Genomic DNA, 20,131 nt, shown 5'->3' with positions numbered 1-20,131 from the left:
AAACTGGATCCTGCGATCAAGTTGCAAGATAATAATGAATAAAAGTATTCATTACCTCTTATTATTAAACTTCTTCTTATTAGCAAATACTGTAAGTATCGGAGCAGAGATAAAAATTGATGAATAAGTACCGGCTATTATCCCAAAAAATACAAGTACACTAAAACTATGAATCGCCTCCCCACCAAAAAGAATAAGAGCTAAATTGGCAAGTAGCGTAGTAATTACCGTTAAAATAGTTCTCGATAAAGTCTCGTTAATACTTAAATTAATAATTTCCGTGATATTTTTTTTATGGTATTTACGTAAATTCTCTCTAATCCTATCATATATTACTACCGAATCATTAACGGAATAACCTATAATAGTTAACACTGCAGCAATAGTACTTAAGTTAAAATCAAGCTTTGTCATACTCATAAAACCAAGAGCAATTATTACGTCATGCACTAAAGCAATAAGTATACCAAGACCAAAATACCATTCAAACCGTACCCAAATATAAACCATAATTGCTAAGAAAGAGAATAGCATTGCCATAGCCCCTGCTTCTATTAACTGCTTACCAACCTGCGGACCGACAAAATCTATCTTACGATATTCAAACTTATACGGAAAATTATTCTGCAAAGATGCTTTAATTAGCTCAATATTTTTCATAAGATTTGATGCACTACTACCAAATCTAATTGATAAATCATGCTCAGTACCGAAATTTTGTAAGACCACCTCACCTATTCCAAGATCGCCTAGAACTTGACGCATTTTTGGCAAATCAGGAGTTTGATCCAGCCTTACTTCAATAACTATACCACCGGCAAAATCAATACCGAAATTAAATTTATATATACCAATCCAAATAAAGCTGATAAGTGATAAAATAATTGAAAAAGTGTAACTGACTTTTTTACAATTCATAAAATCAAAATCGATTTTATTCGGTAAAAGCTTTAAAGGATAAAATTGCATTATTATTATATTGTATTGAATAAAAGTGATATTTATATTATATAGTAAATTTAAAAAGGTTAAATGATTTTTTTATGTCAGAAGTAGTAGTAAAAGAACAATTAGAGCAATATATAAGCAAAATAGAAAGATTAGAACAAGAAAAAGCTGATTTATCAGAGGAAATAAAAGATATTTTTCAAGATGCTTCTGCGCATGGATTTGACGTTAAAGCTATGAAATCTATATTGAAACTAAAGAAATTAGATAAAGATAAACTTGCCGAACAAGACGCTATGCTTGAGCTTTATAGAGATACTTTAGGAATTTGAATTTTTTGATATTGTAGCTTGACCATGTATTGTACAAACAGTTAAGATGTCATCTCCACGAATGTGCGAAAATCAAGCAAAATAACTTAAGACATATAGTTTGTATATTTTTTCAGATACCGCGGTTAAGTGATGATACAACACCGAGTGCCTTTTCTAAACTATACAATAATGCTTTGCAGTCACTCGTAATGATGAAAAAACTAAACCACGTAAGACCAATCAATTTAACTAGGGCTGACACAGCTAATACTTACGCTTTTGCTGCCCTAGTTTTAGCAATGGGGATATATCTCTCTTTAATTCTAGCTGACTTACCACTTCTATTTCTTAAATAATAAAGTTTAGCACGACGAACCACCCCGTACTTTACTACATCAATAGAATGTACTATCGGCGAGTAAGTCATAAAACGTCTTTCAACACCTTCTCCATGGCTAATTTTACGCACTAAAAAAGAAGAAGTAATACCACGATTTCTTTTGGCAATCACTACACCTTCATAAGCTTGGAATCTTTCCGTTAGTTTTTCCTTACCGTCTTTCTCAATTGATCTATCAATAATTTTAACAGTCACCTTAACTGTATCGCCGGCTTCAAAATAAGGAATCTTTTTATTTGCCGTAAGTTTTGAAATACTTTCTTGTTCAAAACTATCAATAATATTCATTTTTTAACTCCTTAATCTATATGATGCAAATAGCACATTATTGCATAACCCACTATTCGGTTAAAATATTGAATATAAAAGGTGAAATACAACTTCCACCTTTTATATAAATTCATAACATACGTTATTTTTTAGTAAACACTAATAATTCTTTACTCAATATAATAATATATTAATTGAAACCTGGGTGAAGACTACAATAGCAAATTACTTATATAATTTGCCATTGGCGATCTATAAATCTTTAAGTAACTCTGGACGGCGTAATTTAGTAATCATAAGAGACTGCTCTCTTTTCCAGTCATTAATTAATTTATGATTACCTGATAATAATATCTCAGGTACTTTTCTTCCACGCCAAATTTCAGGTCTTGTATATAGACTACATTCAAGCCCTCCCTTAAATTCTCCGTCTTCTTCAAAAGACTCGGAAGATAAGGTATTTTGATTCATCAACACCCCAGGAAGTAACCTAATTAAGCAATCAAGAATGGTAAGGGTAGGTATTTCTCCACCGGATAAAATATAATCACCCACACTAATTTCCATGATATTATACTCTTCAATTATACGTTCGTCAATCCCTTCATAACGTCCGCATAAGAATATGAGGTTTTTGGTTTTTATCATTTCTTTAGCAAAGCTTTGATTAAAGACTCTACCACGAGGTGAAGGATAATAAATTTCAGCATTAGGATTTAACGATAAAGCATGATCTATGCTATGCCCCAGCACATCAGGACGCATGATAAGCCCGTCACCTCCACCGTAAGCTTCATCATCAACATTTTTATGCTTAGTTAAACCAAAATCCCGAATATTAATAACATCATATGACCAAATATTTTTGTGCAGTGCTTGCCCTGCTAAAGAATACCCTAAAGTCCCAGGAAACATTTCAGGAAAAACGGTTAAGATTATAGCATGAAGTATAGACATATGTTTAAAATAATACCTACCAATTAACACAATAAAATTATAATTTTATATAAAGGTAGCTCTGTTATAACCTTCTTTTCTTTACTTTCTAGCAGAAACTGTTACACTACACCTAAACACTTCAGCTTTTTTGTTAATTCGTTCTACGAGCCTGAGCACTTTGATATTGTTTAAATTACTTTTCTGCGTATCTGCTTCAAGACGGTCTTTATATTTTATCCAAATGTATCATAAAAACTTTATCTAGCTTAACTCCAACTGTTGCCGCTTTTATCTCTAATGTTTTATTATAATCTTTAGATGATTTTTAGTTTGCTGTTTTATAAATCCACTTCAGAACCCAACCTTATTGCATCACGATATGGATTTATCATATTATTTTTTATATCCTTTATTTGTTTTTCTGCTTATTGTTGATCAAATTTCTTACTATAACTTCCTCCAAAACTTAAGTTTAAAATATATTTATAGCTGCATATAATAGCTTTTCGTTTGTCGACACATTGAAGACCTTAACGCTGCTATCTTCGATACTTATTATAACTCATTTTTTGGTTTTTTGCATCACTTATTTTAATGCCTAACCATGCAAGTTTTTCATTAATCATCCATGTATTATAGTAGAATTCTCACCAACAGTAAACATTAAGTATAATCAAGCTGCTCAAATACAGCAGTTAGCTTAACTATTTCAAGTTGGATATGATATACAAATAAATCTATAGCGAATTTAGGCGTCAAGGACATTGCTTACAAGTAAAGTACGTATCCCAGAGCTTTCACTGAACATACATACCTATTAACACTGATTACTTATATAATAACTCGGTTACTTCTTGCGCGTTCACTTTCTCATGATCAACAAGATACAGCACTATTCCAAGATCAAGGTTACCTATTCTTGTACCCATCATAACACTGTCAATTACACTAAAGTCCATGGAATTTTTGTTAAACCGAGACCATTTTTAATAGCACATAGACTACTACTTCCTAAGTGAATTAGTCCTAGCATGTAAATCTTCCTTTCTTTAAAATGGCTAATAACATATAACCCATGAAACCCATAACAAAGTATCCCTTTATCATAATATTTTTGTGATAAACTAAAAGCTTTTGTAATAGGCGAATTGGTAGAATGAAACGATGTATCAAAACAGGTTATATGCGAGACTTCTTTATATTTCTGAAAAAATAAATCCAGTACCTGCAAATTATAGGGTTAATGCAAGGGGCTTTTAAAGCTTAAATCTTCCTAATTTTTATTCTGAGTTGCAAAAATAGAAATTTTTAAAACTAGATGAACCGGCATTAGCTATTAAAATAATATCTTTCATATTATGTACCTGCTTGGCTTGGATATGCTGTAACTTTACCTTGGTATGATTATAAACAAACAAAGAAAGTACACAGGCAATAACATGCATATCTATAGTATGGCTCTGCTTATTAGAATAATCGGCACACTACAACAATACCTGCTATAACCGCTTAACCCAAATACTTTAGCTTGGTTTCAAGTATATTAGCTGATTTACTAATATATCAACATTTCCTGAAACTGAGGAGCTAATACCATTTGTTTCTACAGCAACAACATATAGCATTATCAAACGCAAAGCGTTCCATAACTATAGCATTCGTAATCTGTCTGCGATTGACAATTTTTGATAAAATGTCAGCATCAAGGATTGTAGAAGTTACTGTTTCAACTGATGATTAATACCGTCACTCTAACTTAATTTGTCTTCTTTAATCATAAATCAATAGCATTCTGCACTATATCAAATTTATCTTCTAGAGTAAGGCAGATATTTAATAACAGCATCGGTAATAATAAGCGATGTGGAACAATAGCAACTGCCACCATTAGGAAAGCATGACTTATACAGTGTTCGGTATGAAGACTATTGTCTTTATGCACTACTGCAGACATAAGCTCATCATTATACAATAATCCTTTCATAAGAACTGCTACTTCTCTTTTCTTGTGCAAGCTCTACGACTTTTTTACTGCTCCGTGGGGCTATAGACCCCAATGTTCATTACTTGATAATCCTCAAGATCAACATTATTAACTTTTGCTACTGCTTCTATTTTATGTTAAAGCCTAATTAAAATTGTTCTTATTACATTAAATTTTGCTGCTCTCTAACTGCCACCGAGTAATAACTCTTTATCGATCAGATTAAATGCTTTGCTGCTTAGTCAAAGTTAGGATTGTTGATTGCTTCTGGAGGAGTGTAATTAGTGCCTAATTTCTTAGCTAGAATCGCATCTAAAAAAGTCTTGTTATTATATGTTGCTTCTCCATAAACCCCTTAATAAATTAATTACTAAACTTAATTAGATAATATATTATTAAGTAATTAAAGGGAAAATTAAAGATGATTTTTAATAGAAAATTATAAGCAGCATTACCGCAACAGTGTACATACTCGTTGAACTTGAAAATTGGCTCTACGTCGTATTTATAGACTGCTAAACAAACATTTAATATACGCTCTGCTCCTCACATTAGATACTCATTGCTCTTTTTCCAGATTAAACTTCGTCTACTATTTTTATTTATCCCAATTGTCTAAAATTAAATTATGACTCCTTATTATTATAGTCCCTTTCTTCTCTAACATACTTCTCAATTCGTCATAATAAAATACACATTTTGCAGAGAAACTTATTACTGCAACTTTATTTTAAAAAGCATCTAAGTTAATTTTGTTTTTTGATTATTCGCATAAGACACTCCATACTGAAACTTTGTTTCATACTATAGAAGAAATAACTACAGAGTTATTTTTTCAACTATTTTAACCATTTGGTAAGCAAGGTATAGGTTCTTTATGAATTCCTGAAATACAAATGTTTATATTTAACATGTAAATCATTTAAACAACTCCCAATTTTAGTAGTAAATCCCTACTTCCTTCAGAAGGAAAACACCTATAGGTTTATTTCATCAAAGACTTCCTCCCATGTTTTTAAATATTGGCTGCAATACTATTACTTTTCCTAAAGGAATGATGCTTATCTTTAGCTGAAAATAAAATTCCTTAGGTAATCTTACTGTTCAACTTTGACCACTAATAAATATCTTTGCTTTATTCATAATAATACATGGATAGTATATATAATTACACAAACAAAAATTCTATATTTTACTATTTCATATTTCTCAAATGATCTTCTAATTTTCTTAGTTTTCTGCCTTCATTTACTATAGGTTTTACATATGTTTGCATTTTTGCATTTTCCCTATATTTATTAATCTGATTGATCTGAGCATTTACTTCATCGGTAATAATTTGCTTTCTTTCCTCTATTTTATTTAGTACTTCAGCACTATATTCATAATTTTTAACATTAGCATTAAAACTATTAATCTCTTCTCTAATCTTTTTGTCTATTTCAGCTCCCCCTTCAGTATCTTTAACCTTTTGTGCTATTAATACCGGCATTTCTTTGAGCTTTATATCATCTCTTTTGAAATGATCTTTAAGCTCCTTATAAGTTTGTTCTAAATTTTCCTGAGCTTTCTCACGCATAATATCATAATACTCTTGACGACGCGTATATCGATCTTCATCTATAAATTGTGCACATTTTCTATGAGCGTTATCTATCATATCCCGCATCTGAGAATCAGTAGCTTTCTCACGCATAAATCTGTCACCCATTATTACTGGATCATCTCCTTCAGATAACCTACTACGTACCTCATGAATGAGCTCTCTTTGAGCTAATGCTTGATAGTATTCCACATCACTCTGTCTACCTGTTTTCTCTAGTCTTGTTAGATATTCCGGTGATAACACATCTGCTTGGGCAGCTAACGTTTCCTTATTAATATGCATTTGCAGCTCTTTAAATTCTCGTGCTTTTTCTTCATCTTTTAATTTTTCACTATAAGTTCTAAGTCTTGGATCATTATATTCAAAATCATGCCATTCGGCACTAGTTATATTACCCTCATAAGCATCACGTAAATCTTTACCAACTATTGCAGTTAAAGCCCCTCTTTTTATTCCTGTATAACCAGCATATATTTTTTCGCCTATACCCACACGTTTTTGTTCTTTTAACACTCTCTTAGATTCAACCCGATGTTCTATCTCTTGCCAACTTCTCAGTACTCCTATATTCTTACCAAATAAACCTACTCCTCGCCCTGACATATCTTGATGAGCATCTCTATAAGCTTTTTGATAATCTCTAGTAAAGTTTGCATCACTAGCGAGTTCACGCAAGTTAGAATCTTTTAATAACTTATCAAGCTCTGTTTTTTGTTCTTTACTTAAAGCAGTGTAATCTTTCACTCCATAATTATTTTCAGCAATTTTATCTCGAAGCTGAGTAAATTTCATTTGTGATAGCTCTTTTGCTTTCAATTCATTCCCCTTAGGTAAATGCTTTAATAATTCTGCAATACTGTTTTCATAATCCGTAATAGCATTCATTTTTACATCTTTATAATCTATACCGTATTTTCTCTTAACTTCATTTTGTACTGCTTTGTTAGCAGAAGAACCAAGAGCTTGATTTTCAAGTCTTCCCATCATCATATTTTCAAATTTCGTGGCAAAGAACATACTAGTTTTCTCTAACTTAGAACTGACACGGGTAGTTACAGGTGTACTTATTGTCTTAGCGACATAATTTAGCGGTCTATTAATTTGCTTCGCTGCAGATGATACAGATTGCTGATTAACTTTTTGTATGTCTGTTAAATTACCTGAAGTACTAGCAATAAATTCTGCTGTTGATATAGCAGTATCGTTAAATTTACTTAATAAATAAATAGATACAAAAATCAGTAATATTCCATCAAGTTGGATAAATTTCCCATTTATAAAATTATTAATTCTTTTTGCATCTTTAACTAAATCTAAAAACGGTAACTCAATATAGCGTTCATCTATACACTCATACGCAGCACAATGCTTATCGTTAGTAGTACCGTCATCTTTTATATGATCTTTAGGAACTAATATCTTTGCTTTGTGGAAATTATGTATACCACCTTTCATTGGTACGGGAAACCACCAATAAAATATCGAATTACCAAGACTTGGATCTATATCCTCAAGGAAACTACCAAATATTTCATTTATCGGACCTAAATTAGGAAAATCATGTTTACATACTGCAAAACCAAGTGTTGAATATATTTCGGTTCTGATGATCATTGAAATAAAAGCGATACCGGTAAATAAGATTAAAGGTTGTATTGCATATGATATTAATTGCCTTAACCAATTCTCAAATAACGAACGAGTAATATTAAACAACATGAAGCAAATAAATATCGGTCCCATAGTTATAATCATACCAATAGTTATAAGAGCAGTTAGATAGATAATAGTAGCTTTAAATATAAGAAAGAAAAGAAAATACAGAGCTATCAAATATAAAATGATATATATAAAGCCAAGCCAATCAACAAACAGTAAAGAAAATAATTTAGATAAAGTTTGAGGAGCAATAAGTAACCCAAGCAAGCTTTGAGAACCTGGCCCGTTAGCAGAAGCCTCATTAATTATTTGCAGTATTTGTTGCACTCCATCAATAAAAAATACAAATAAATAATCATGAAAAAATGTCCAAGCTTTATTAGTACTTAGTAATATTGAGACTATACTAACTTTTAATATTCTAATTATAAGTTCGACATGAGTAAGGTTTATATTACCTATTAAAAAGGAAAAACCCGTAAACATTATATATAGAGTTAAAATAGCCGAAACACTTATTCTATAACCAGGAGTCTCAATTATTTGTTTATAAACTTTTCTTACAATGCCATGATCTTGATCACTAGTACCAAATAATACTTTTTTTATTAAATTCGTTAAAAATTGTAATGGGTCAGGCCTAGTATCACTAACGCCAGACTTTATCACTAATCTATATTGCCCGCTATTATCATTATAAAATTTATCTATAATCTTAAAATAAAGAGAAGATTGAGCATATTTTGACTTATCCTCACCTGTATATTGATAATTTATACCGCCAGCTTTCAAGAATTGTCCTGTACTACTAACACTATAAAATGCATAATCGTTATTTGGAGGTGGTTCTCCTAAATGCTGAGTTATACCTTGCGGTTTACGCTGTGAATCCGGCGAAATATTAGGATCAGTATTTTTAGCGGCAATAAGAAAATAAAGCCCTACACCGTTTGTCATTATACATGGAGCATTATAAATAGCTGCATCATTTTGATTTGTAGGACTAGGTCTACACATGTCATTATCTATAAAAAGACACGGTTGTAGCTTAACGCAAAAAGCAGATAAAGTAGTTGTATTATTTTTTTGACCATACCATGGACACCATGCAGACAACTGACCTGGAGTATTTTTATCACCAAGTATATAACTCCACGGTCTTACCATAATGGTTAAAGGATAACCGTTTACTTTATAAGTACTATCACGCCATGGTGCTACCTGATCTCCTTCCTGTTTTGAAGTAATTTCTTCCAGATTATATCTAGAAGAGACATTAAATTTGATAAAACCAAAATCATCAGGATCAATGCAAGTATCGCCGGTACAACCGGAAAGCAATAATAGTAATATTAATAATGTACTAAAAATATTTATGTTCATTTCAAGTTATTTTGTCATGCCGTGACTTGGATCACAACATCTTTAAAAACAGTTATTTTTAATTTTTATAGATATATACCGCAATCAAATCACGATATAACAAATTAATTTATTTAATCTATTCTTTCTCTTTCTGGCCATCATTACGCTCAGCAATGAATTTATTTGTATATTCACTACCTCCGTCTGGTTTTCTAGCTTTATAATTTTGATCAATGATCTTGTCTTTGATAACTCTAGATGGAACCATTGCAGCCTTTTTAATCGGTTTTGTTACCGAACCTATATCATGCATAATGTCTCCCACAGGATCAGAACGTTCTTGATAATTTCCCGATATTCGTGCCGGTGTAACATTTGTAAGCATTCCAACTACTACATTTACAAAAGTTACTAAACCATATGACATCAGGCAATATGAATAAAATAATAAAGCTGTAGTAAATAATACTAAAAAAGTATTAGCATTGTTCGTTAAAATATTTGAACTACTAATTTCCGGAACATCTGGTACAAAAAAAGGTATTCCAGGTAAGAACGGCAATGTAAAAGAGAAATTGACTGGAATATTAAGATGTGTTAAATCAAACCCTATCTTTATCGGTATAAGAGTATCCCAACAGGCTCTAACTACTACTTTTAAAAGCTGTTCAGATAAAACCTGATCTATAAATAAAAAGAAAATTAATAATATTGTCGGTTGCACTACATAGCTAAGCAATATCGATATCCAGTTATCAAATAAACTCTTAGTTTTTTCAAATAACATTAATATTATGAAAAATGGTGCTAATGAAATTATAACAGTTACCCCTATGAATGCAATAATATAGCCTATTATAACTTCTAAAATAGCTCTAAAATAAGTGATAAGAGAATAAATGGTTATAATAGCAATAAACGCTAAACCATTATGTATTTGCAATAATTCAATAAATAGCAGTCCCCAAATCCTACCGTTAGTATATTTATCAAATATAGGGTCAATAAAACCAAAAATATTAGATCTAGAGCTTGTAGCACCTACCACATTGGTTACAAAGAAATCAATACCATTAGTAAATACACTAAAAAAATATGTATTAAAGAAATCCCAACTGTCTTCTCTAATTAAAAGAGCTACTATAGCTATCTTGCACAGACGTGTTATTACTTCTACGGCAGTTAATTTTAATGCTCCTGCAACAAACATTAGTCCAAATATAGTAATATAAAGGGTTAATGAAGCTTTAGCTATATTCTGCACTGCAGAATTTTTTACTAACTTAATATAAAAGTTTTGACTAAAAGTTCTAAACTGATCTGTAATAGGTTTAATAGCACCGTTATATACTATATCAGAAAACCAAGTTGTACCGGTATAATTAGCATAATTTACACTAACTACCCCTTGTATATTACTATTAGGATTTACCACCCTTAACCATAAATATCCATCTTGCGGTGCATCAATTGCAAAATTATACTCTACCGGAGTACCACGAACAGATGAATCAGGTAACACACAGTCCGGTGTTATTAAATATTCTAACTTTATACTTTGTTGATTACTTGAACTAATTGACTTTTCCCCATTACCTATTTCAACAAGCATCACATAACGACCGAAATATAAAAAATTAGCTGACCAATCATTCTTATTTATATCATTTATAAACCTATTATAATTACCAGAATAAATTCGATTCCAACCCAACATTGAAACTATTTTACTAAACATTCCGTAAGGCAACCAGTCAGTAGTAAAATCCATCATACCGCCTTGAGTTGCGTGATAATATATAAAACTACTGCGAGTACTGCCTGAATTTACAAAACGCTGATCTTGTCTCTTAATAACATTCTTGCCTACTAGAATTAACATCCCTCTACCTTGATCGTAATAGCAAGCAGGGCTAACATCTAAAAAAGAATTAGGAGGACAAGAATTAATTAAGCTCATAAAATTCTGTACTGCTTCCACCATCATAGGCTTACCAACTATTATTCCATTATCGGTATTTTTATATTTTGTAGCAGTACCTGTACCGCTACATACGCTTGTCCTTGCAGGATCTATTATATTACATACCTGCTCTGCAGATGAGTAAATTATTCTATTATCAAAGTCGCCAAGGTTACTTTGAGTATAAAGTGCAGAAGCAGCAAATACCGAACTATCAAGCTCCTGTGTTAAAATATTATCTACAGTATTAGAGCCAAAAAAACTATCTTTACCAACTAAACTAATATTTACTACATCACCGGCATTAACTTGAATTTTTCCGTTAGAATAGTAAAAATACTTAATATAATCAGACATTTTAGTAAATGAAAGTGCATCAAGGTCTTTATCAGGTGGTATAGCACCGTTATTTTCTGTAACAAAACGAGGAAATCCTAAAGCCTCAAATTTTAATTTATTATAATTATAAGTTTTAATAAAAACTTGCGGCCTACTAAACCTTGGATCAATTCTATATAATACTAGATATCTTCTAGGTTCATGAGTAACACCTGGAGTCGACCAATTTATTTTTAACAATTTACCTTTCTTAACAGCATTACCTGTTGACTGCCAAGTTCCAGCTGTAGATAAACTAATTCCTATATTACCCTCTTGAAAACTTGTAAATTCAGGCACTTCTAAACAACCAAATAAGCTTTTTAACCCACTAAAACTGGTTGACATCCATGAAAAAGCATCAACAGCTTTAGCTGGTACGGTCATAAATAAAACTAACAAAACTAAACTCTTAAGAATTTTCATCAAATTATATTATTCAGTGTTTCAGGTTTAGACGGTTCTTCATTTGTCTTCTCACCTCATTCTTGCTGAGTATTTTTTCTGTTTTTCTCAGCTTGATCTAACGTTTTATTGCGTTGTTTTAATCGCGCTTTCGCTCTGCCGGTAATACCTTTTCTTGTCCCAGCATCCATTCCTACTTGACTCAACGTTTTCTGTTCTGCAGCATTATACATTGCTTCGCCCATACCAGTAGCCGAAGGTCCAGCAGCACTAGTTAATTTTGCTACCATACGTCCTGAAAATTCGACGTATCCATACATACAGTAAGCAATAATAACTAAAGCTACAATGTTTTGCATATTCACGCCCATCATACCTGACATATAATCCATCCCCCAAGGGGCAAACCAATTAATACAGAAAATTGGCACATTCAGTAATGCAATCGGTAAAATAGTACCAATAAATGGAATTTTTATTGGTAAAGCACATTTCCAACAAACGCTATAACCTAAAACAAAATCTAAATAAATGGTAAATAGCTGTGTTAATACTATAATACCTGCCATCATAACTACTGGTTCTATCATATAGCGGATCGTAAACCTTACCCAATTATCAAATAAATACCTAGTAAAATCAAATAATAAGAAACTGATAAATAAAGGGGCTATACCGATTAATATACAAGTTACCATAAATGCCATAATATAAACGGCAATAGCTCTAAGTACTGTAATAATTACTATACCAAGTGCAATAAAAGTAATTACAAAATATATAATACCGCTAAGCCCAAGAGAAAGAAGTGCAAGTAATTGTGCAATAAATGTTTGACTAAAAAATATTTTACTCATTACTGCATCTAAAAACATAAAAGGATTAGAAATAGTATTAGTAGAAGTAAACAAACTATACCCACTCATATTAGCAATAATTGAATCTGAAAAACCGGTAATTGCATCAAAAAGATAATTATTGAAAAACTCAAAAGTATTACCGCTTATAAGCCCACTAACCACTCCTATTTTTGCTATTCTAATTACTAGCTCTTTTTGGTTTATCTTAGCAAAGCCGAGCAAGAACATTGCTCCGTAAGTCATCACATACAGAATTAAAATCGCTTTAACATAGGTAAAAAAATTAGTACAGGATGAGCTATCACTAGCTTTATAACATACCATATTTTTAAAAATAGAAGTAGCAGCACCTTGCACTCTCGTTTTAAATAACTGAAGCAACGGATTCATTACCTTAATAGTAAAACTTCCTATTTTTAAGGATGTTGAGAAATGTACTTTATATTGACCATCACTATCTTTGTAATCATTAGAATCGTTTAGAATTCTCATCCATATATAACCGTCTCCATTTGCAATAAAGTTAGCTTTACCGTCACTATCAACGTTAATTCCTTGAGGCGAATAAGGTTTACCGCTAGTATTCGGGTTTTCTGAACTTGCTACTATTATGTATTGCACTCGTCCACGCTCATTAAAAGTGTCGTTAAAACTATTACCGTTTTCTCTATAGCATTTAGTCTGTTTAATATTTAGAACATATCCGCCTGTATTATTACTAGCATCTTGTGAGGGGGGAGACCAAAGTCTATATTGTAAATAACTTTTTTCAACATTACTGTTAAAAGGTGTATTATATATAACTTTATATATATATTTACCGCCTTTATCTTTATATTCAAACGGTTGATCTGAATCTGCAACAAACTGAGCAAATTCTAGATTAGAAGGCAAAGTTTTACTTACAGAACCCGTATCATTCATTTGATATATTAATCCGGTTGGTCCTCTTCCTCCTTTACCGTCCGCCGTATACCAAAACCTCCGATCCTTTTGAAAATCTCCGTTGTTACATATTCCTGAAGTACAATTTACACCTCCAATATAATCTTTATCTTTAGGACTACGATCATCGACACTATCAGGACATTGACCATTCGGCGCAATATTAACATTAATGGAACATTGGAGATTCGCATAATCAATAAATAAATTATTCAAATTATCTGACCAACTAAAGGTAAAACTACCATCATCTTTATAAGATTCTGGCATTGTGCCATAGTGATTTATCCAAGCAGGTAAAGAGTCACATATCAAACCAACGCAACAATGAGAAGCTGCATTAGCACTATCACATAACCACGAAGCAACGTCTTCTTTATGAATACATCCCAAAACACAATAACACTCTTCCCGATGCTTATTACCTTGCCAATAATTTTCTTTCAATTCACAAGCATTAACATATTTACCGGAATAAATAGAATATTTTCCACAAATTGGCTCATAAGAAGTTTTACCTTGTGAACAATCTTTTGTAACCGTAGTACCTTTAAAGGCATCATTAACTGTCACCTCCGCACCAACAAAATTAGGAGATATGGAAACTAAAACCCTATCATTGGCGTATAATTCGGCAATATTACGCCATTCACTATTTTTTGCATCCATTATCAGAGAGACAGGCGGAGTATTTGCATTGTTGACACGAGGAATCGGAATCATTTTACCGTGATCATCTAAATTAGATCTAGGTCCAGTACGTTGGACATTATCTTTCGGTATATAAGCTAAACACAAACTAATCTGACCAACCACTTGTAAATTCACCGGCTGGCTATTTGCTACTAGCACCTGAGTATTTAACCATTCACCATAATGAGTAGGATCAGGAATCAGCTGAGTTACACCGTTGGGCTGCATCTTATAAGTTTGTACATAATTACCATTAGCATTAAGGGTTACGGTATTGGTTATTGAATCCATACCGCTTTTACCATCCGCATCATATCTCATGTAGCAACCGCTACCAACTTTTACTGCTCCTATCATACCAAGTGCTGCAAAAATAAAGCAAACTAACATTGCTACTATAGCGAGTACTCCTAAAACTTTTAACAAGTTACTCTGCATATTCTATCATTTACCTCTACTTGTCGATAAAGTGTCTTCAACATCATCACTACTTCCACCATTTGAACCAAGTGTATCATCACTTTGCTCGCCACCTTTACGTCTACTTCCTCCATTCGACTTATCTCCAACCGGTGGCTTACCTTGCGAGGGCATAGTAGCATCCTTAAGGAAAGCAACTCCTTTCTTTACTAAATCAACGATTTTAGTTGAACGTGCTGTTACTGCGTCCATATTAGGACCGTTAGTTAAATCAGCAGCAAACCGCCCTATAGATTTAGAGAAATAATAAAAAATAACTGAAAATACGAATACGCACAAAAGTTCTGCTAAAATAGATACAACATCTTTAACAATTGACTTTATTGGAAAAAGTATCAATAAATGTTCTTCCCAACCTTCACCTGCATAATATTGTAACATTTTATATCCAAAACTTTCCTGACATTTGTCTGCAGCATTAACAGGGAGCCTCAACTCAAAAGTACTAAATCTAATATCTCCTTTTTCATAATCATATCTCAGGAATTCACAATTTTTAAATATTGCGGAATCATACATAGTTATTAATAAAGCTATAAAACCTGCTATTACTGCCGGCTGCAATGCGCATGAAATACATACTTTTAACCACCCATCAAAATAAGCTTTTGTACGAGTAAATAGAGCCATAGGAATGAATATAGGAGAAATATATGTCATAACGTAAATAGTAATTATGCAAACTAAATAATGCGTAATAAAATATAAAAGTATAGATAAAAACATTACAGAAAATACTAAACCTGCTGCAAATATAATGATGTTTCCAGCCATAAAGAATCCAAACATAACTGTAAAAAACCTCAGTGATCCTGCTTTACTTAAATCACTAGGACTATTTTTATCCGGAGTGCCAAGGTTAGGTATCTTCTTGTTATTACCACTTGGACCATTGCCGACTGAACGTCCTAAAACTCCATTCTTATCTATATTATAAAGTAAATCTAAACCAAGATAATAACCTATACGGCAATCAATAGCGTCCCATAAACCGTAAAATTTATAACCGTCCTTATACTTTGAATTATCAAACTGACATAATCCTCGAGAACCTGCTGCATTAAAGATCATCTGTGCAAAATCTGGTGCTGCTCCAGTCAAAATAGGTAGTCCGTATTTTAACATACCGTTTTCTTTTGTCGGCTGACCACTGCTAAAATCTAAAGGTCCAAGACCGATAGAAAAATAAGCAACAAATAAGAATTTTATTATAAAAAAAGCTATTTTCTCAGTACTTGCATATTCTTTATTTAGAACCATATTACAGGCAAAAAACATAGTATAAAGAATTAGTGCTGCACCTATAGTTCTCTTTAAATAACCTTGAAACGTAGAAAAAGCAGCAAGATGAGTTATTATAGAATCTTGATTTTGAGCACTACAGCTATTTCCAACAAAAAATATTTTATTAAGCGTTTCACTCAAACACTGAACTGCAAGACCAGAAAAATTAATTAACGATTGACTATAACTTGTTCCCGTATAACAGCTTTTGCCTATATTACAATTTTCATAATCAGGTGGAGTAGGTGGCGGAGTATCACTTAAAGATTTACATGCTACCGGCATTGGTCCCCTTGATGTGGGCATAACTAAACATAAATCATGACCCCATTTTTTAACCGTCAAAACTATATTCTTTAATATAGGATTTTCTCCAAGGTCAGGATTATTATCAGTACTTAAATCTCTAATCTTCCTAGAATCACCTTCTTTTAAAGTATACATAGTACAAGGACTACTACTACCTTCTTTATTTTTAAAACAAAACGTTATACCAGACACAGCCGAGTCACAACTACCTCTTGGATCTTTCATATCAATATTACGAATGATATAGCCATATGCCGTATCTGTTTCTAAATAGTGGTCTGAAGTCGGTAAACTAGAACATGACTCCCCAAAACCGGCAAAGCTATCTAAGCGTACAAACACTATACAAACTATAATAAATATCTTTAAGGTTTTAAGAGTTGTCATTAGAACTATTATCTTTTTTTTCTATTACTATGCCATTTTTTACCGACTCATCCAATACCTTTTCAGCATTTGTATACCGTTCTGATATTTCTCCTTCTTCTTGTTCTCTTACTCTTTCTCCTCCACTTGCTACTAGTTCATTCCATGTTTTTTCTACTTTTACACGTTGATCCCGAATCTCTGCATTGTCACGTATCTGCTTTACCCGTATTGGATTATCATATTCTTTCAAGTTAACACTATAATCAATTACTTCTGAACCCTTATTTGTATGTTCAACTTTTTCTTGTGAATGTGGAGTATATATCTCTTTTTTACTTTCTCGATCATTGTCTCCTATGATTTTTACAGCACTTTCAGCTTCAATATTACTTTGTGGTGCAGGTGTGGATCTAATACTAGCAGACGTTAAAACAACTTCTGGATGAGTAGCAGGAGTAACAACACCGGATCTTGCTTCACTACCTACAGTTTTTATGCTAGAAGTGGCTGCAGAAGATAAAGTTGTCGTCTTTACCTTAGTTGCTGACACACCTCCACTTGTGGAAATATTATCGCTTACTCCTCCGCCTGCACCACCTGCCAAATCACTTACAACTCCTTTCCTACTTGCTACCTGATCGAAACCCTTGGTTACAGCACCTACAGTAGCAGCTGTTGCTGCCATACCTGCCTTAAATATTGCTTGTGGCTTTATAACAACATTATTAAGAGCTACTCCTTCCGTCATATCTGCAGCAAATGCAGCCAACTGACTACTAAAATGATACATCAAGTACAATGTAAAACATGCCGTAACTAACGCAAGCAAAATATTTTTAACTTTCTCAAAAAGCACTTTTGGGGATATAAAAAACATCCCTGGACTTAAAACAACTCCCGATAAAAATTGAAATTTGGCAAGAAATTTATCGGTAGGTGTAGCACCAGGTTTACTATCAACAATTTCACTTACACTATCTTTTGCAAAATTAAATGCAGTAGTCATAGGGTTATTTAACATGTAACCTAAACTATTTTGACAACTTTCCACATCCTCATTAGTAGGATATTGTGACTTATCATTCCAATCATTATTAATATAAAATATCAAAACATCACGACTTGAAGTACCACCCTGTGCACGATTTTCTATACTATTGTGAATTAACTTGCTCTTATATTGACATTTACCATAGAAACCATAATCATATACTGAAAACATCGTGATCATAAAAGTAACTACCACCATAGGCTGTAGCAAGAACGAGATCATTAGTTTAACCCAACTATCAAAATAATTTCGCGTATACGTGAATAAAAACATGGGTACAAAAAGAGGAGCTAAAATGCCAAGTATTACTATAGATATTATACACATAATTGTTGCATTAACCATAAAGGCAGCAACCGAAATCACAAGTAACGGATAAGCAAGAGCGAGTGACACTAATATCATATGACCAGAGATTATCGCTGGAATTAGCAAATAAATATATGGCGGAGCACTAAAACTAAAGAAATCAAAATTTAAAAAATCATGGCTTCGGTAAGCATTTTCGACAAGTAACGTAGATAATATATCAAGCCCTAAATAATGAGCTACCCTACAATCTAATGCATCCCATAATGCAATATAGGAAACACTACCATCATAGGAAACACTAGGACCATTAAATTTACATAAATTAGACGGAGCAGCATTCATAACCCAACTTGCTAAACTGTTTATACCATCAAGTAAGAAAGGAAACGCCCACTGAATCATACCGTCTAGCCGATCATACGGAGAACCACTACCAGGGGTTATATTAATTCCTATTGAGAAATAAGTCACGAATATCATTTTCAATATAAAATTTATATACTCACTTTTTGGCGGCACTCCACCTGCAAGTAGCAGTTTAAAACCAAAAAACATAACATATAAAGTTAAGAAAGCTGTAACTATTTTATACATTCCTACCTGGAACTGAAATAATGCACTATCTTGCCTCGAAGCAAAATTAACAACTTGACTTACATTATCAACACTACAAACATCTTTACTAATGAGTAACCTAGCAATCATTTGCCTTATACATTCTATAAGAGGAGAGGTCATAACTACTGCAGTTTTTGAAGCATTATAAGCTTTTTGATAACATCCTCCACCCGCACTACTGCATGAAACTAGGGCTAAAGGATCGGTAGGAGTTTTATTTGGATCCTCAATAAAATCCTTATCTTCTATATCCATAAAACTATTATACATAGATTTTGGAAACGGCTCTTTCATATATTTACAGCCGACTGGAATATCTCCTGTAAAACCCTTTGTTGAGACACATATTCTATCTTTATCTTGAATAACTTTCCAATATATTACAGGGAAGCCGATATCAAAGGCAAAACCATCATCACCAGGCTTACCGCTATATGGAACATAATAATCCTTTTTATTATTTTTCCATGCTTCTTTTATATCGTCCCAAGGATCGCTCCCTGTTAATACAGCTTTAGCAATAGCAAGTGCTGATTGTGCTACTGCTTCTGCTCGAGCTATAATTAATTTAGTATTGCTACATAAAGCAAAACGTAATTCCGGCTTTTTAGGATCAATTCTGTTTTCACGAGTGCATTGACCTCCAGGAAAATACCCAAAATCATCATGCTCATTCTTACCAAATAAATCGTTATCATTTATTTTAAGCTTTAAAAACGTATTCATGTATAAAACAGGAGAAACTAGATTCATTACTGCAAAAGTAAAGAACGGGGCAACAATACATGTATGAGAGAATTCACTACGTAATAAATCACCGACTCCTTGAGTTTCACAAGTTAAACCGCTTAAAACATCTACAATGCTATCAAGAGTATCTTTGGCATGAATGTTAGTGACTAGCCCTAAATTTAAGGCAAAGCTTATTACTAATGTTATAAGTATCCTATGAGGAAATAATTGCATAACTAGTTACTTG

9 protein-coding genes and 2 pseudogenes are annotated in these 20,131 nt (G+C 32.5%); 1 reads left to right on the top strand and 10 read right to left on the bottom strand.

Annotated features, from left to right (window positions below; genetic code table 11):
• Positions 1 to 51: 51 nt before the first annotated feature.
• On the bottom strand, positions 52 to 969 hold the full coding sequence (gene secF, locus AAGW17_RS02115; protein ID WP_347939285.1) for a protein translocase subunit SecF: 918 nt from the start codon (positions 967 to 969) through the stop codon (positions 52 to 54).
• Positions 970 to 1,043: 74 nt separating this feature from the next.
• Here secF and AAGW17_RS02110 point away from each other — a divergent pair, with 74 nt between their 5' ends.
• Entirely contained in the window at positions 1,044 to 1,280 is a 237-nt protein-coding gene (locus AAGW17_RS02110) for a DUF2312 domain-containing protein (protein WP_347939284.1), read from the top strand.
• Positions 1,281 to 1,533: 253 nt separating this feature from the next.
• Here the strand turns inward: AAGW17_RS02110 and rplS are convergent, their stop codons facing one another.
• The 9 genes and pseudogenes from rplS to AAGW17_RS02065 form a co-directional block, all read right to left on the bottom strand.
• Positions 1,534 to 1,950, bottom strand: a complete 417-nt coding sequence (gene rplS / locus AAGW17_RS02105) for a 50S ribosomal protein L19 (protein ID WP_347939283.1) — start codon at positions 1,948 to 1,950, stop codon at positions 1,534 to 1,536.
• Positions 1,951 to 2,184: 234 nt separating this feature from the next.
• The gene (gene trmD, locus AAGW17_RS02100) at positions 2,185 to 2,889 is read right to left on the bottom strand and encodes a tRNA (guanosine(37)-N1)-methyltransferase TrmD (protein ID WP_347939282.1); all 705 of its coding nucleotides are present in this window, start codon (positions 2,887 to 2,889) and stop codon (positions 2,185 to 2,187) included.
• 454 nt (positions 2,890 to 3,343) lie between these two features.
• Positions 3,344 to 4,111, bottom strand: a pseudogene (locus tag AAGW17_RS02095) (acetate/propionate family kinase); the annotation flags it as partial.
• Between the two features lie 124 nt (positions 4,112 to 4,235).
• Positions 4,236 to 5,203: pseudogene (locus tag AAGW17_RS02090) on the bottom strand (phosphate acetyltransferase); the annotation flags it as partial.
• Positions 5,204 to 6,050: 847 nt separating this feature from the next.
• The gene (locus tag AAGW17_RS02085; protein ID WP_347939281.1) at positions 6,051 to 9,503 is read right to left on the bottom strand and encodes a type IV secretion system protein; all 3,453 of its coding nucleotides are present in this window, start codon (positions 9,501 to 9,503) and stop codon (positions 6,051 to 6,053) included.
• Between the two features lie 118 nt (positions 9,504 to 9,621).
• A complete protein-coding gene (locus tag AAGW17_RS02080) occupies positions 9,622 to 12,252 on the bottom strand; it encodes a type IV secretion system protein (RefSeq protein ID WP_347939387.1) in 2,631 nt (876 codons plus the stop codon).
• 56 nt (positions 12,253 to 12,308) lie between these two features.
• Complete coding sequence (locus AAGW17_RS02075; protein ID WP_347939280.1) at positions 12,309 to 15,167, bottom strand: type IV secretion system protein; 2,859 nt, start codon at positions 15,165 to 15,167, stop codon at positions 12,309 to 12,311.
• Positions 15,168 to 15,173: 6 nt separating this feature from the next.
• A complete protein-coding gene (locus tag AAGW17_RS02070; RefSeq protein WP_347939279.1) occupies positions 15,174 to 17,189 on the bottom strand; it encodes a type IV secretion system protein in 2,016 nt (671 codons plus the stop codon).
• A complete protein-coding gene (locus AAGW17_RS02065; protein ID WP_347939278.1) occupies positions 17,176 to 20,118 on the bottom strand; it encodes a type IV secretion system protein in 2,943 nt (980 codons plus the stop codon). The genes AAGW17_RS02070 and AAGW17_RS02065 overlap by 14 nt, the downstream gene beginning before the upstream one ends.
• Positions 20,119 to 20,131 lie beyond the last annotated feature (13 nt).

Origin of the sequence: Rickettsia sp. Oklahoma-10 (genome assembly GCF_039954865.1) — a bacterium.
Lineage (GTDB): Bacteria > Pseudomonadota > Alphaproteobacteria > Rickettsiales > Rickettsiaceae > Rickettsia > Rickettsia oklahomensis.
This window is presented reverse-complemented; position numbering and strand designations above follow the sequence as displayed.